Annotated in this window: 13 protein-coding genes; 6 read left to right on the top strand and 7 right to left on the bottom strand. The window is 54.1% G+C overall.

Annotated elements, in window-relative coordinates; genetic code table 11:
* Nucleotides 1–97: 97 nt before the first annotated feature.
* The 4 genes from rsgA to NST04_RS18090 all read right to left on the bottom strand — a co-directional run bounded on the left by rsgA (nucleotide 98) and on the right by NST04_RS18090 (nucleotide 3,729).
* Nucleotides 98–1,189, bottom strand: coding sequence for a ribosome small subunit-dependent GTPase A (gene rsgA / locus NST04_RS18105; RefSeq protein WP_445667945.1), 1,092 nt, complete (start codon nucleotides 1,187–1,189; stop codon nucleotides 98–100).
* A 537-nt stretch (nucleotides 1,190–1,726) separates the two neighbouring features.
* Nucleotides 1,727–2,398, bottom strand: coding sequence for an HAD family hydrolase (locus NST04_RS18100; RefSeq protein ID WP_341185483.1), 672 nt, complete (start codon nucleotides 2,396–2,398; stop codon nucleotides 1,727–1,729).
* A gap of 155 nt (nucleotides 2,399–2,553) precedes the next feature.
* Complete coding sequence (locus NST04_RS18095; protein WP_341185482.1) at nucleotides 2,554–3,012, bottom strand: DUF3939 domain-containing protein; 459 nt, start codon at nucleotides 3,010–3,012, stop codon at nucleotides 2,554–2,556.
* Nucleotides 3,013–3,132: 120 nt separating this feature from the next.
* Nucleotides 3,133–3,729 carry a DUF2087 domain-containing protein gene (locus NST04_RS18090; RefSeq protein WP_341185481.1) on the bottom strand — a complete coding sequence of 199 codons (597 nt, stop codon included), beginning with the start codon at nucleotides 3,727–3,729 and terminating at the stop codon, nucleotides 3,133–3,135.
* Between the two features lie 198 nt (nucleotides 3,730–3,927).
* Between NST04_RS18090 and NST04_RS18085 the strand changes: the two genes are divergently transcribed.
* Entirely contained in the window at nucleotides 3,928–4,914 is a 987-nt protein-coding gene (locus NST04_RS18085; protein WP_341185480.1) for a YpdA family putative bacillithiol disulfide reductase, read from the top strand.
* Between the two features lie 21 nt (nucleotides 4,915–4,935).
* Complete coding sequence (locus NST04_RS18080) at nucleotides 4,936–5,379, top strand: DUF441 domain-containing protein (RefSeq protein WP_340753298.1); 444 nt, start codon at nucleotides 4,936–4,938, stop codon at nucleotides 5,377–5,379.
* Between the two features lie 105 nt (nucleotides 5,380–5,484).
* Here NST04_RS18080 and NST04_RS18075 read toward each other — a convergent pair whose 3' ends face one another.
* Nucleotides 5,485–7,233, bottom strand: a complete 1,749-nt coding sequence (locus NST04_RS18075) for an ABC transporter ATP-binding protein (RefSeq protein WP_341185479.1) — start codon at nucleotides 7,231–7,233, stop codon at nucleotides 5,485–5,487.
* A gap of 119 nt (nucleotides 7,234–7,352) precedes the next feature.
* On the opposite strand from NST04_RS18075, the gene NST04_RS18070 reads away from it, so the two are divergent.
* A complete protein-coding gene (locus NST04_RS18070) occupies nucleotides 7,353–7,868 on the top strand; it encodes an ADP-heptose synthase (protein WP_341185478.1) in 516 nt (171 codons plus the stop codon).
* Nucleotides 7,869–8,093: 225 nt separating this feature from the next.
* On the opposite strand, the gene NST04_RS18065 is transcribed toward NST04_RS18070, so the two are convergent.
* Nucleotides 8,094–8,396 (bottom strand): HesB/YadR/YfhF family protein, encoded by a 303-nt coding sequence (locus tag NST04_RS18065; protein WP_341185477.1) that lies wholly within the window; start codon nucleotides 8,394–8,396, stop codon nucleotides 8,094–8,096.
* Between the two features lie 519 nt (nucleotides 8,397–8,915).
* Between NST04_RS18065 and NST04_RS18060 the strand changes: the two genes are divergently transcribed.
* From NST04_RS18060 to NST04_RS18050, 3 genes are all read left to right on the top strand, one after another.
* The gene (locus NST04_RS18060) at nucleotides 8,916–10,664 is read left to right on the top strand and encodes an ABC transporter ATP-binding protein (protein ID WP_341185476.1); all 1,749 of its coding nucleotides are present in this window, start codon (nucleotides 8,916–8,918) and stop codon (nucleotides 10,662–10,664) included.
* Between the two features lie 22 nt (nucleotides 10,665–10,686).
* On the top strand, nucleotides 10,687–12,780 hold the full coding sequence (locus NST04_RS18055) for an ABC transporter ATP-binding protein (protein WP_341185475.1): 2,094 nt from the start codon (nucleotides 10,687–10,689) through the stop codon (nucleotides 12,778–12,780).
* A 168-nt stretch (nucleotides 12,781–12,948) separates the two neighbouring features.
* Nucleotides 12,949–14,289: a winged helix DNA-binding domain-containing protein gene (locus NST04_RS18050; RefSeq protein WP_341185474.1), complete on the top strand. Its 1,341-nt coding sequence runs from the start codon at nucleotides 12,949–12,951 to the stop codon at nucleotides 14,287–14,289.
* 567 nt (nucleotides 14,290–14,856) lie between these two features.
* On the opposite strand, the gene NST04_RS18045 is transcribed toward NST04_RS18050, so the two are convergent.
* Nucleotides 14,857–15,321, bottom strand: a complete 465-nt coding sequence (locus NST04_RS18045; RefSeq protein ID WP_339310040.1) for a hypothetical protein — start codon at nucleotides 15,319–15,321, stop codon at nucleotides 14,857–14,859.
* Between the last annotated feature and the right edge of the window lie 6 nt (nucleotides 15,322–15,327).

Genomic DNA, 15,327 nt, shown 5'->3' with positions numbered 1-15,327 from the left:
CTCAGCATCCAGCAAGCTTATTCCGTTATGCAAACTTTCATCCCTATTCCCAAGCTCGCTTCCATGCTCCTGCAACGCCCTGCAATGTCATCGCTGCTTAATATTCATCCAACACCCGCTGCCAGCTGTTGCCCTTGGCACGGGGCGGGGTGCTCTTGGTGGAGGCGGCGGCTGTCTTGCGCTTCTGCCGCGCTTCCTTGCTGTTCTGGAACTGCAGCTCCTTCTGCGTCTTGTGGTAATTCTGCAGCCGCTTCCCGTCCAATACTCCGCTCGCGGCCGCCTCAAGCACGGCGCAGCCTTCCTCCCGTGTATGCGTACAGTCACTGAAGCGGCATTCAGCCGCAAGGCTGCTGATCTCACCGAACGCCAGGTCCAGTCCGCCGTCATCCTCCCACAATTGCAGCTCGCGCATTCCCGGCGTATCGACGATAATCCCGCCGTCCGGGAGGACAAACAGCTCACGGTGAGTGGTCGTATGACGTCCGCGGCTGTCCCCTTCCCGCACATCCTGGGTGAGCTGCAGATTGCGGCCGCTGAGCCAGTTAACCATCGTGGATTTGCCGCAGCCGGACGAACCGGTCAGAGCTACCGTCTGGCCGCTGCCGATGTAAGGCTGGAGCTCCTCCCGTCCGTCGCCTAGTAAGGCGCTGACCACATGGACCGGGACACCTGGAGCCGCCTGCTGCATTTCGGCCATTTTCAGCTCCGCATCAGTGCACAGATCTGCCTTGGTCAATAGAATGACCGGATTCGCCCCGCTGTTCCACGCCATAATCAGATAACGCTCCATCCGCCGCACATTGAAATCATCATTCAGTGCACTGACCAGGAATAGAGTATCTACATTGGAAGCCACGATCTGCTCCTCCTGAGTCGGGCCCGCCACCTTGCGCGAGATGACGCTGTGACGGGAAAGCACGCCATGAATTACTGCATGTGCTCCTCCATCCTGCATCGCCAGGACCACCCAGTCGCCTACCGCTGGATACTCGCCTGACCCGCTCAGCGAATGCCGGAACTTGCCTGACAGCTCACCCCATATTTCACCTGCTGTGGTAATTACTCTGTATTTACTGCCGAAATCCCCGGCAATCCGGCCCGCTGCATAGTCCCTGCCGTCCAGCAGCCGCAGCTTATCTGTCCATTTCCGGTTCCATTCTTCATTCCAGCCGTACTGTTCAAGCTTAATATCGATATTCATGCATTTCCTCCTGAATGGGTTATTATTGTTCTTAATACATCCGCTTACCACACATCCATGTATCTCCGGGAAGTAATGCTCCTTAAGGCGCACGCAAAAAAGCCGCCGGAACCCAAAGGTTCCGGCGGCAGAGGCAGACCCGGCAGCGAGCTGGCCCATGCTGTGGTACAGCAAAGAACCGCCCGCTGGGCAGAGTCATTCCAGAATAGCGGAAGCTACTCTCTTCGCGAGAAGGAGCAGACTCCGCTATTTCGGGCGTGATGCAGCAAAACTGCACACGCAAAAAAGCCGCCGGAACCGATACGGTTCCCGGCGGCTCTAGAAGGCAACATAGAGCTTACTTGCGAAGCTGGGATTAATAATTACTCCACAGCCGCTTTTCCCGGAAGACACGTATCCACAACAGTAGCAACCAATCCTGAACCGCTAGTATAAACTGCCATTTGACATCGTCTCCTTCCGAAATAATATGCTGTTATAATATACGGCCCGGATGCCGTTTGTCAACAGCAGGCCCTAACTTTCTTAAATAATGCCCCGCAGCTCATCCAGCTCTTGAATAACCGCGACCGGCTTCACATTCAGTGATTCATCCCAAGGGTGATTGCGTTTCAGCCAGATCGTATCCATCCCGCTTCTAGCCGCCCCCCAGATATCATTCACGGGGTGATCCCCGATGAAGATCGTCTGTTCCGCCGTGGAACCCAGACGTTCCAGGGCTAACCGGTAGATCGCAGGATCAGGCTTGCTGATCCCGGCTTCGCCCGAAATGACAATCGTGCGGAAGTAGCCGCGGAGTCCGAGCAGATCGATTTTGCCATATTGAATATCTGTGCCGCCGTTCGTGACCAATCCCAGCGGATATCCGCGTTCCCGGCAATACTCCAGCGTCTCCACCGCATGCTTCATCATCGCCCCGTGACGGATATAGGTCTCGTCATAATAGGCCCGGATGTCCGCAGCGGTCAACGCCTTCTCCCAAGGCAGAACCTCGCTCAGCTCCGCGAAAAACCCGTCCTTATCCCGGTATCCGTCGGCATCCCTGATAATCATATCCTCCACCACCTGCAGTGCCTGCTCTTCGCTAAGATGTCCCAGGAAATCCTGCACAAACTTCATGCTGAAGCTGCGGAAGGTCTGATCACGGTCCATCAGGGTGTTGTCCAGATCAAACAGCAAAGCTTGTACCTCTCTCATGTATACGCTCCCCTTCTGTCGTCCATTTCTGCGATAAAACACCAGATGCTTATTGTACTACGCCCCGTAGCGCAAAATAAAGACCATTCCGCCGGGAAGGACAACCTCTCCTTCGTCAGAATGGCCTGTATAGGGGAATCAGGTTGGCTGAGCTGTCAGGATTCAAAATGCTCTGCCCGGTGCGTCAGCATCATTTCCTCGTCGGTAATATAGAGCGGGAACGGCGGTGTCTCCTTCAGATAACGCTCAGTGGAGAGCAGCCGGTAATGAACCTCAGGGAGCCAGGCGTCTTCGAGCAGCGGGAGCTTGCCAGTGTCACTGATATAATTGTCTACCGCCGATTGAACCATGTCGAGGTAGTATGGCACCAGCTTGTCAGATTCTTCAAAAATCTCAAAGGTCTCGCTGGACATATAGAACTTCTGCTGCGGGACTCCGCCTAAATATCGTTTGAGCCGGTTCAGGTCAATACTCTTATCTTCCTGGATCAGAGCGGTACGGTTAATGGGAGCGGGCATATCTTCTTCAAATTGCCTTACAGCCTGCTTGATCTGCGGCAAGGTAACGGTTGGATGATTGGGTTGCAAGTTTTTTTTGGCACGTTTGAATATCATACTGAAGGTCTCCTTTCGAAGCTTTTGTCAGATAACGCTTACAATACCATTTTATTCGTTATTTGAACAATTAATCAGCAGTTTCGCACTTGTCATAAAAAATCCCCATTTATTAGATCATTATTTGACATTTTCCCAGTGAGTCCAGAGTTCGGGCGGGTTGAGCTCGTACTTATCATTCTCCCGGTACATGAACTGGTGCATAATGAACTCGCGGCGGATTGTGGCATAATCATCATGGAACGGCTTAATGAACTCGTTGATCTCTTTCTCCGAATAGACTGTGCCGGGTTCGAGCTTCTCCACCATATATTGCAGCGCGATTAATTTCTTCTTGTATTGTGCGGGAATCTGGCGCAGGCGTCCGTCTTTGGCAAAAAAATTACGGAGCACCGACTCCTTCAGACTGTGTTCAGGCGACTCTTCCTCCATCTCCTCCACCCCCTTTGCAAAAATAAATTTCAGCGAAGCCTCGGAGCCTGACTGGATAAACTCGGGATTCAGCTTAAAATATACGGTATTCTTGTCTCTGCGCTCCTGAATCAGCGCGGCTTCGCGCAGCTTGGCGGCATGGTGGGTCACGGTAGGCTGCGAGAGATTCAGCTTCTCGGCCAAGGCATGACCGTGAACCTCGCCCCGGGAGAGGAGCAGCAGTATACGAAGCCGGGTCGGATCGGATAAGGCTTTGTGATAGGCGACAATTTTCTCTAATTGCAAGCGGGACCACGCTCCTAGTGATGTTCGTAATGCAGTCTGTGTGACCTGACATCTTAAATTTAGATATATATCTAATTATATACCCATCATGACCTTGGATCAATCCCCAATTTGCGGAATTCACCGGCCATGGCAAAAAACAAAAATATAAGGTACCATTTACTGAATAGAATACTACCTTAGGAGGACATAGATATTATGCTAGACGTGATTATTATCGGCGCCGGTCCCTGCGGACTGTCTGCAGCCATCGAATGCCAGCGCCAAGGGCTCTCCAGCCTGATTGTGGAAAAGAACTTCATTGTCCATTCCATCTACCTGTATCCGACCAACATGCAGTTCTTCAGCACCACCCCGCTGCTCGAGATTGGAGATGTGCCCTTCACCTCTCCGAACGACAAGCCCTACCGCCATGAGGCGCTTGTCTACTACCGCCGCGCTGCCGCGCAGCATCAGCTTGAGATTGCCGCTTATGAAGAAGCGCTGTCCGTTCTGCCGCAGGAGGATGGCAGCTTCGTTGTACATACGGTCAACAAGCGCGGTGAGGAGCAGCAGCGCAGAGCAGCAAATGTAGTCATCTCTACCGGTTACTTCGACCAGCCTAACCTGATCGGGATTCCCGGGGAGGAGCTGCCGAAGGTCACGCATTATTTTGGCGAAGCACATCCTTATTCCGGCATGAAGGTGGCTGTAATCGGGGGCAGTAATTCAGCGGTGGACGCTGCGCTGGAGCTGCTGCGGGTAGGCGCCAAGGTGGATATGGTCTACCGGGGAAGCAGTATTTCGGACAATATCAAGCCTTGGGTGCGTCCGATCTTCGAGAGTATGGTGCAAAAGGGGAGCATAACCCTGCATCTGGAATCGCGCGTCACGGAGATCACCCCGGCCTCGGTTCGGGTAACCTCCTCCGTGAACGGGGAACCTACCGAGCTGGATAATGACTTCGTGCTGGCGATGACCGGCTTCCGTCCCAGCAGAGCCCTGCTCACCTCTGCCGGGGTGCAGATGGATGACTCTATGGATAAACCAGCCTTTAACCCCGCGACAATGGTGAGTAATATACCGGGCATCTATGTCGCCGGGGTTATCGCTTCCGGACGGAATGCCAACGAGGTATTCATCGAGAGCGGACGCGGGCACGGTAAGCTGATTGCCGATCATATTGTGAGCACAAGGCTTACTTAAGAGAAGGAGTGTATCCAAGCTATGGATATAACCTCGTTATTGCTGCTGGGTCTGGCAGCGCTCGGTGTCATCAGCAGCAACTCGCCGATTACCATCGCCATGGTTGTGCTGCTGCTGATCCGTGTGCTCGGACTTCAGCAGGCTTTTCCCTGGCTGGAGAAATACGGGCTGACCGTCGGCATCATCATCCTGACCATCGGGGTTATGACACCACTCGCCAGCGGGAAGATCTCCCTCCAGACCGTCGGACAGTCATTCCTCCACTGGAAATCCCTGGCCGCCATCGGAGTTGGTGTCCTGGTCGCTTACCTGGGCGGACGCGGAGCTGTGCTCATGGGCAGCCAGCCGACCATCGTCGCCGGGCTTCTCATCGGAACTGTCCTTGGCGTGGCGCTGTTCAAAGGCGTTCCGGTCGGCCCGCTTATCGCTGCCGGCATCCTGTCGCTGCTGATCGGACGGATGTAAATCTAGATACACCTCAAGACCAAGCAAGACGAAACAGGCTGCAAGTCCACCTGCGCGGGTGGAACTGCAGCCTGTTTGTTTTGAATAAGAATAATATTTGCCGTATTAAGCATCCAGCCGTTGAACGTTGAACAACCGGGCGTAACTCCCCGCAAGTCCCATGAGCTCTTCATGGGTGCCGCGTTCGGTGATTTCCCCGTTCTCCAGCACGATAATCTGGTCGGCATGGGTAATCGTGGACAGCCTGTGGGCCACAATCAGCGTCGTCCGCTCAGATGCCAAGGATTGCAATGCCTGCTGAATCAGGTGCTCAGATTCCAAATCCAGCGCGGAGGTCGCTTCGTCCAGAATCAGCACCTTGGGGTCTTTCAGGAATACCCGTGCAATCGCCACGCGCTGCTTCTGTCCGCCGGACAGCTTCACACCCCGCTCCCCCACCTCGGTATCATAGCCTTCCGGCAGCTGCATGATGAAGTCGTGGGCATTCGCAGACACCGCCGCCTTCATGACCTCCTCTTCCCCCGCTTCCGGGTTGCCGAACCGGATGTTGTCGCGTACCGAGCCGCTGAACAGGAAATTATCCTGCAGCACCATGCCCACCGTCCGCCGCAGACTCTCCTGCGTCAGTCCGCGGATATCGTGGCCATCCATGCGCAAACTGCCTTCGCTGATGTCGTAGAAGCGCGGTATCAGGCTGATCAGCGAGGATTTGCCGCCACCGCTCATCCCGACAAAAGCCACCGTCTGGCCTGGAGCAATGCTCAGATTAATGTCCCGCAGCACCCACTCATGCTCGTCGCTGTACTTGAACCACACCTTGCTGAATTCGATCTTCCCGGCTGGCTTCAGCAGCGGCTTCGCGCCCGGAGCATCAACAATATCATACGGCTCATTCAGCAGCTCCAGCACACGCTCCAGCGAGGCCGATGCCTGGGTCAGCACCGTCGAGGAATTAATCAGCCGGCGCAGCGGCGCATACATCCGGTCCAGATAGCCGAAGAAGGCCACGAAGGTTCCGAGGGTCAAATTGCCCTGGATGACCTGGTATCCCCCGTATCCGATGACAAGCAGCGGAGCAATATCGGTCAGGGTGTTGATAATCGCGAAGGTAAAGGCATTCCAACGCGTTTGCGCCAGCGCTTTTTGCAGAAACTTGCCGTTGATCTCCTCGAATTGCTGCTGGTCTACCCGCTCCATCGTGAAGCTGCGGATGACCGCAATCCCTTGAATTCGTTCATGCAGATAGCCCTGTATGACGGCAAGAGCCTGCGACCGGTCTTTGGTCAATACCTTTAGGCGTTTGTACAGCGTATTGACGGCAATGCCATACAGCGGCAGAATCGCAATCGCCACCAGCGTCAGCACCGGATTCAGATAGAGCATGAAGCCCAGGGCGAAGAGCAGGGTGAACATATCCAGCCAGACATTCATCATTCCGACCTCAACCAGGTTCTTCGACTGCTCCACATCGTTAATGAACCGGGAGATAGCCTCGCCTACCTTCGTATTCTGGTAATAACGCAGCGACAGCCGCTGCAGATGCCCGTAGAGCTTGTTGCGCATATCGAATAACACCTTGCTCGTAATCAGCTGGGCGAAATACTGGCGGTAATACTCCACCGGCCCGCGGACAATCACGAATAGAACAAGGCCCCCGCCTATCACCGTCATCAGCTTCGAGACCCGCTCCGCTATCGTCAGTGCGGGATTACCCAGCAGCTCATCGACCACATATTTCAGAATCATCGGCAGCGTCAGCGGAATGCTGAATTTGACCATCCCGATGATCAGAGTGAGCACAATCCATTTCATATACGGCCGAACAAAGGTATAATAAGATTTCCAAGATTTCACGGCGTGTCAGGTCCTTTCCAATTCATTCTTCATCAGGGTACAGTTGACATTTGCGCGCTGCAGTGTTTTATTATTTTTAAACAGTTACGGTTGCAGTACCGAAATTCAGGAGGATAATGATGCCCAGACAATTTGTGACGGAAGCCGTCATGATGGCGATTTACGGCCAGCTTCTCATTCCGCGGAGCCCTGTAGAATATATAGTCCCTTATACCACAATTATGGAGCTGTACGAGCTGCGGGACAGCGATGAGCCGGTGATGAGCCAGGCGGATGACGACAAGCATGTCAGACTCAGAATCCGTGAGCTGATCAACTATTTCGAGGAGCCGCTAAATGCCAAGAAGATTAACCGCTGCCTGAATATCCCCTGGGCCAAAAGCTCCGGCATCCTCCTCGGCGGACACGCGCAGATTACCATCATCAACAGCATGGACAATGCCTCCTACGGCGAAGCTTTCGATCCGATTGAGACAGAGCTGCTGCTGGCTTCCCAGCGTGAGAAGGTGCCGATTCTGACCGACCAGTTCGAGCTGATCCAGCGCATCATTGAAGGCGGGGTTCCCGTCCAGGTGTATGATATTGATGATTTCGAATTCGCCATGGAGGAAGAAACCTTCCGCAGCTCACACTGATCGCGTCACCTGAACAGCGGGCGGTTTCCCTTTCCTGATGCGTACAAGTGGAAACGGCTTGGCCGTCCTTTTAAAGGACGGTACCGCTTCAGCGAGAAATAGAAGGATAAGTTATCGTGTGAAACCTATAAATTCTTATATTTTGGAACAAGCCCTTGCCGGACGGCAAGGGCTTGTTCCGCATCCCCGGCAGTGCCGGGATCTGCCATTCGCTCCAGCACTCCCTTATGCCACCGGCACAGGCTCATACTTATATTCGATGTCATCCTCAGCTTGCGAATAGACAATCGACAGATTGTACCCCTCCATATACCACAGATCCTGCTCTTCCATGTAGAAGGTCAAGCCGCCCTCCATGAACTTCACAGCAGGACGTCCAGGCTGCTCGGTGGCAATGCCCAGCGAGAAGCCTGGGTGCAGGCCCCCGCCTGAGCTGTACCGGGGAAACAACCGGATATATGCCCCCTCCTGGAGGCTCAGTTCTCTTTTGAACCAGGCGGCTGCTTCCGGACTAATGAATATGTTCATCTCTCCACTCCTCCCCTCTACCCCAATCATACCCAAAAAACTTCAATTCACCAAATCATTGCAGCAATGCAGTCAGATATCCTGCCGCCCCGCAAAATTAAGTTTGACAATTCTTAAAGTGTGATGATAAACTCGGAACATAACGAAACGTCTTCAAGTAATTACCAAAATGAAGAAAGGGTGATCTCGGTGTTTAACATGGATATGGTATACCTCGCCACTATTGTAGAAAACTATACCCAACTGAATACCGAAGCAGCCCGAGCAGTGGAGAATTCCTGAGGTTCATGCGTATTACGCGTAACGTATGAGAACAGGCTTAACTTATCTCTCACATGTCTCTGTGCTGCTTATAGCACCGTGGACATGATAACCGCAATTACAGGCGTATCATCCGTTTTCGGATGGTACGCTTTTTCGCGTGCTGTGAGGTTATAATCCGCTGCAAAGTGTCCATGAATGTTCCGTTAACCAAGCTAACTTAGTAATTACTCCAAGCACGAAAGGAAGGGATTCACCTTGTTCTCCGTACTCCGAAATCTCGGCTGGTTCTTCCGCCGGGAAAAAAGGCGCTATACTATAGGCCTCATCCTTCTTATTGTGGTAGGTGTGTTAGAACTCCTGCCTCCACGCCTGCTCGGCAACGCCATTGACGAAATCGTCACCGGTGCCATCACTGCAGGTTCACTCATGAAATACATTGGCCTAATCGTACTTATGCTGCTGATCATTTACTGGATCACCTACATATGGATGCATAAGCTGTTCGGGGGATCGAATCTGGTGGAGCGTCTGCTCCGCTCACGCTTCATGAATCATCTCATGACGATGACCCCCGCCTTCTTCGAGCGTAACCGCACCGGGGATCTGATGGCCCGCGCCACCAATGATATCCGCGCGGTATCCGCCACCGTGGGCTTCGGGATGCTCACCCTTGTCGACTCCACTGTGTATCTCACGGTTGTCCTGTTCGCTATGGGGTTCCTGGTCAGCTGGAAGCTGACACTGGCTGCCGTCATCCCGCTTCCGATGATTGCGGTAGCCATGGTGTTCTACGGCAAAGCGATCCACGACCGTTACAGTCTGGCGCAGGATGCCTTCGGTGACATGAACGACCAGGTACTGGAATCCGTATCGGGCATCCGCGTCATCCGTGCTTATGTGCAGGAGCGGCATGATGAGAAGTGCTTCTCTGACATTACAGATGATGTATACCGCAAAAATATGGCGGTCGCCCGGGTCGATGCCTTCTTCGAGCCGACGATCCGCTTGTTCGTGGGCCTTAGTTATATCATCGCTCTGACCTACGGAATCTATCTCGTATTCCGCAATCAGATTACGCTTGGCGATCTGGTATCATTCAATATGTATCTCGGGATGATTGTGTGGCCGATGTTCGCCATCGGCGAGCTGATTAATATCATGCAGCGCGGCGGCGCTTCATTGGAGCGGATCGACGAGACGCTGAATGCGAAGCCTGATGTCAAGGATGTGCCTCATCCGGTTCCGGTAGCCCAGCCGACTACCATCGAGTTGAAGGATGTAACCTTCCGCTATCCGACCTCTACCATCGACAATCTCAGCGGAGTCAGCTTGTCTCTCTCCCAGGGCCAGACGCTTGGCGTGGTCGGACGGACCGGCAGCGGCAAATCGACGCTGCTGAAGCAGCTGCTGCATGAATATCCGGCTGGCACAGGTGAGATTCTGATCTCCGGTGTGCCGATCACCCAGATTGCTCTCGACCAGCTTCACAGCTGGATGGGCTACGTGCCGCAGGAACAGATCCTCTTCTCCAAGTCCGTGCGCGAGAACATCCAGTTCGGACATTCCGGGGCCAGCGATGAACGGATCATGCAGGCGATTACCGCCGCAGCCTTCCAGAATGACCTCGGCACGTTGTCTGACGGGCTGGATACGATGGTTGGCGAGCGCGGCGTCTCCCTCTCCGGCGGACAGAAGCAGCGGGTCTCCATCTCCCGGGCCTTCATCGCGAATCCTGACATTCTGATTCTGGATGATGCTCTGTCTGCCGTGGACGCGCGGACAGAAGCGAAGATTATCGAGAACATCCGCGAGGAGCGCAGCGGCAAAACGACGCTGATCTCCACCCACCGCCTCTCGGCGATTGAGCATGCCGATCTGATCGTTGTCCTCGAAGACGGGCATATTACAGAACAAGGTACACACCAGGAGCTGCTGGAACTCGGCGGCTGGTACCGTGAGCAGTTCGACCGCCAGCAGGTTGAGAATAATCTGACGAATGAATAACCCCATACAGGAGGTGTCACCGTTGACACAGAGTACAGGCAAACGTCTGCTGCAATATGCACTGACCGCCAAAAAGACCTTCATCGCCGCCCTTCTGCTCCTTACGATCGGAGTAGCGGCTGAGCTGGCAGGGCCTTTTATCGCCAAGAGCATGATTGACAATCATCTGCTTGCGATTGAGAAGCCCTACTTCCAGACAGCCTCGCCGGAGGATGCTGCGGAATATAACAACACTTATTACAAACGCGGTGACCGTTTTGCCGCAGGTGAAGCCAAGGGCCAGGAAGTCCGTCTGCTTCAGGCAGGCAGAAGCTTCTACTTCATCAATGAAGCTGTACCAAAGGCCGAAGGCGAGCGCAGCTTCACGGACGGTAAGCTCCAGATCAAATATGGCGAGCAGACCACGGTCTATCCGGCCGTCAAGCTGTCGGCTGGTGATCTGTTCTCCTTCTACAAGCCGGAGCTTCCGGGAATCTATCAACTGGTCGCTCTATACGCCATGTTCCTTGTGATCTCTATTATTGCTGAGTTCGGCAAAACCTACTGGCTGCAATCGTCTGCCAATCAGGTCATCCGCAAGCTGCGGACCGATGTCTATGCCCATATCCAGCGCCTGCCGGTCTATTTCTTCGATAACCTGCCTGCCGGAAAGGTAGTCTCCCGGGTAACCAATGATACAGAAGCGGTCAAGGATCTCTTCATTGCCGTGTTATCCAACTTCGCTACAGGGATCATCAATATCACCGGTGTCTATGTAGCCCTCTTCCTGCTGGATGTGAAGCTGGGACTGGTCAGTTTGTTCGTTGTACCGATTATTATTCTTTGGATCGTGCTGTACCGCAAAATCGCTACCAAATACAACACGATCATCCGCTCGCGGCTTAGTGAGATTAATGCCATTATCAATGAATCGATTCAAGGGATGTCGATCATCCGGATTTTCCGCCGCCAGAAGCAGAGTAGTGCTGAATTCGAGCAGCTCAATGACGACTATCTGAAATATCAGAACAAAATGCTCAACCTGAACGCCTTCACCTCCCACAACCTGGTGAACTCGCTGCGCAGCCTCTCCTTCGTGCTGGTACTGTGGTATTTCGGCTTCGGCAGCCTGGACGGTTCAACCTTCGTATCGCTTGGCGTTCTCTATGCGTTCGTCGATGTTCTGGGCCGGATGTTCCAGCCGATTACGGGCATGGTCAACCAGCTGGCGAATCTGGACAGCTCAATGGTCTCCGCCGGCCGCGTATTCACGCTGATGGATGAGCCGGGAGAGCCGGTCACTGACGGATCGATGCCGCGATACAAGGGAAATGTCGTATTCAAGGATGTCTCCTTTGCTTATAAAAAGGACTTCGTCCTGCGCGATATCTCCTTCGAGGCGCGCCCTGGTGAGACTGTCGCCCTTGTCGGCCATACCGGCTCCGGCAAAAGCTCCATCATCAACCTGCTGTTCCGCTTCTATGATCCGCAGCAAGGAAGCATAACGATCGATGGGCAAAAGGTCAAGGATCTGCCGAAGCAATGGCTGCGCAGTCATATGGGCATCGTGCTTCAGGACCCCTACCTCTTCACCGGTACCATTGCCTCCAATGTCAGTCTGGGTGACGAACGGATCTCAAGAGAGCGTGTCGAACGCGCCTTGCGCGAGGTAGGGGCCGATAAACTGCTGGCCCATCTGCCGCAAGGCTTCGATGAACCTGTCATTGAGAAGGGCAGCACCCTGTCCGCCGGACAGCGGCAGCTGATCTCCTTCGCCAGAGCGTTATCCTTCGATCCGGCGATCCTGATTCTGGATGAAGCCACGTCCAACATCGATACCGAGACCGAGAGCATTATCCAGCAAGCATTGGAGGTGCTGAAAAAAGGGCGGACCACCTTCATCATCGCCCACCGGCTGTCCACCATCCGCAGTGCGGACCAGATTCTGGTACTGCACCGGGGCCAGATCGTCGAACGCGGCAGCCATGATGAGCTGATGGCACAGGGCGGCAGATACTTCCGCATGTATCAGCTTCAGCTGGGTGCAGGTGCCGGGAACGGCCCGGGCGAGCCGGCTCCGGAGTCCGGGGACTCTGCTTCTGCCGCCGGACTCCGGCCATCGCTGGAACAGATCTAGGCCGGCTGCTTAAGCCAGGGGCTCGAGTACAGCAATTTAGCCTAATGGCAGGCAATCGCATATACCGTTACATTGCATTAAGAACACCCCCTGACGAAGGAAGGCATCAGGGGGTGTCTTTCACTTGATATCAGAACGTTTGTTCTGTATAATGGAGCAATACATATTATGGATGAGGTGAAGATGATGATAACCTACAGTCTTAGCAAGCGGCAAGCCCGGCTGTTCCTGCTGCGCCATCAGCGGCTTGTCCCGGATGGATTGCCCGGCGGTAAGCAGAGCATCTATGACTTCGTCCGGCATGTAGGCTGTATTCAGTATGATCCGCTCAGCATAGCCGGACATAACCACGAGCTGGTACTTCAGGCGAGAATCCCCGGCTTCGTGCCCGAGATGGCCAATGAGCTGCTATATAAGGACAGACTGCTGATTGACGGCTGGGATAAGAACATGTCGATTTACTGTACAGAGGATTGGCCGTATTTCCAGCGGCGCCGGGAAGCTGCCGCCAGGCATCAGCATAACGAGGCTATGGCGGCCATGATTACTCATGTCCGCGCGGAGCTGGATGCACGCGGACCGCTCTCTTCACTGGACTTTGCGAGCAAAGAGAAGATCGACTGGTCCTGGGCTCCGGCAAGACTCTCCCGGGCTGCTATGGAGAGCATGTACTTCTGGGGCGAGCTATCCATCCATCACCGGGTGCACACCCGCCGTTATTACGACTTCACTGCCAAGCTGCTTCCTCCTGAACTGCTTAGCGCAAGCGATCCTAACGAGACGCTGGAGCAGCATCACGATTGGTATGTGCTGCGCCGGATTGGCAGTATCGGCCTGCAATGGAACCGGTCCGGGGACGGCTGGCTCGGCATTGCAGGCCTGAAGAGTAAGGAGCGGACAGCATCTGTGCAGCGGCTGCTGGAGAAGGACCTGCTCCGCGAGGTACAGGTGGATGGACTAAAGCTCCCGCTATACATCCGCACAGCAGACGTCCCTGAGCTTGAAGCCGTATTGCTTGAAGATGATACTACGGGTGCAGATGAGTCCGCAGCAGGGTCTCAGGCTGGTAATAAAGGCGGGGCCGGTCATGCTGAGGGAGCGTCATCCTTCGCAGCGGCACTGGCTCCTCTGGACAATCTGCTGTGGGACAGAGAGCTGATCCTACAGCTATTTGGCTTTCAATACCGCTGGGAGGTCTATAAGCCAGTGCTTGAACGGGAATACGGCTACTATGTCCTCCCCCTCCTCTACGGCGACCGCTTCATCGGCCGGCTGGAGCCGGTGATGAACAAGAAGACCGGCGTGCTGACCATCGTCCGCTGGTGGTGGGAGGACGGGGAGGCGCTTGAACGCACCATGCTCCCCGCGCTCACCGGAGCCTTCTCCTCGTTGCAACGCTCGACCGGAGCCACCGCGATCCGCTTCGCGCCGGATGTCGTTCACTCCTGCGGACTGCAGGAGCTGGAGGAGGCACTGTCTGCTACAGCTACGCCTGTAAAGACAAATTAATTCAATCATCTGATACCCCAGCGGGTGGAGGATATATGGACTTATGCGGTCTACACAGCTTGTGTGAACCACCTCTCACACATTACTCACATCCACCCGCTTCTGGAGCAATCAGCGAATTCAGGGGCACTAGTGCTCCTCATTTGGACTTTTGGCTCGTATCCGCTGAATTCAGGGGCACTAGTGCTCCTCATTTGGACTTTTGGCTCGTATCCGCTAAATTCAGGGGCACTAGTGCTCTTCATTTGAGCGTTTAACTCGCATCCGCTGAATTCAGGGGCACTAATGCTCCTCATTCGGGCCTTTGGCTCGTATCCGCTGAATTCAGGGGCACTAGTGCCCCTCGCAGCTCTCCGTCAGCCCACATGACGTCTCTCCAGCACATTGTATTCAGTTTTCTGCATTCATCCGGCATACGCACAACCTACCCCAATGTATTCAATTTTCCGCATACATCCGGTCATCCCCTGAGCTCAGCTCGCACTACCAAAAAAGACTCCCTCTGGCGCAGTCATGCTGCGATAAGGGGAGTCTTCTCGTAGGTGTAGCTATATTTCATTGGACACGTCATTGGATATGCTCTTCCTCAAGACCCAGCTTGCTGTACATCTCTGTACAATAGCCCTGCAGCTTAATCTCCAGCCGGCTTGCCTTGTTCTTGAAGCGCTTCAGTTCACGGATCATATGGGCCCGGCCGGCCGGGGTGAAGGTCTCTTGAATCCGTTCCTTGAAGTAATCATGGACGATATGATTGCGTTCCTTCCATACGGCCTGCAATTGACTGGTCTCTTCCTCAGAGAAGGGGAAGTGATGCTGGATTTCTTTGATGAGCTGGCCGAGTGAATTGCTAAGCTTGCGTTGATACAACTCTGCGATTTCGGCATCGGTTGGCGTCTTACCCCGCGACAGCTTCGTCAGCAGCAGCAGATTCGTTAATTGCTGCTCCAGTGCCTGGCAATAGTACACAGCCAGCCCGAAATAGGCAAATAGCTCTTTGGATTGTTCACTCTCCGGTATTTGTGTATCCTTCATCGTTCC

The organism is Paenibacillus sp. FSL H7-0756 (assembly GCF_038006765.1).
In the GTDB taxonomy this organism is placed as follows: Bacteria; Bacillota; Bacilli; order Paenibacillales; family Paenibacillaceae; genus Paenibacillus_AQ.
This window is presented reverse-complemented; position numbering and strand designations above follow the sequence as displayed.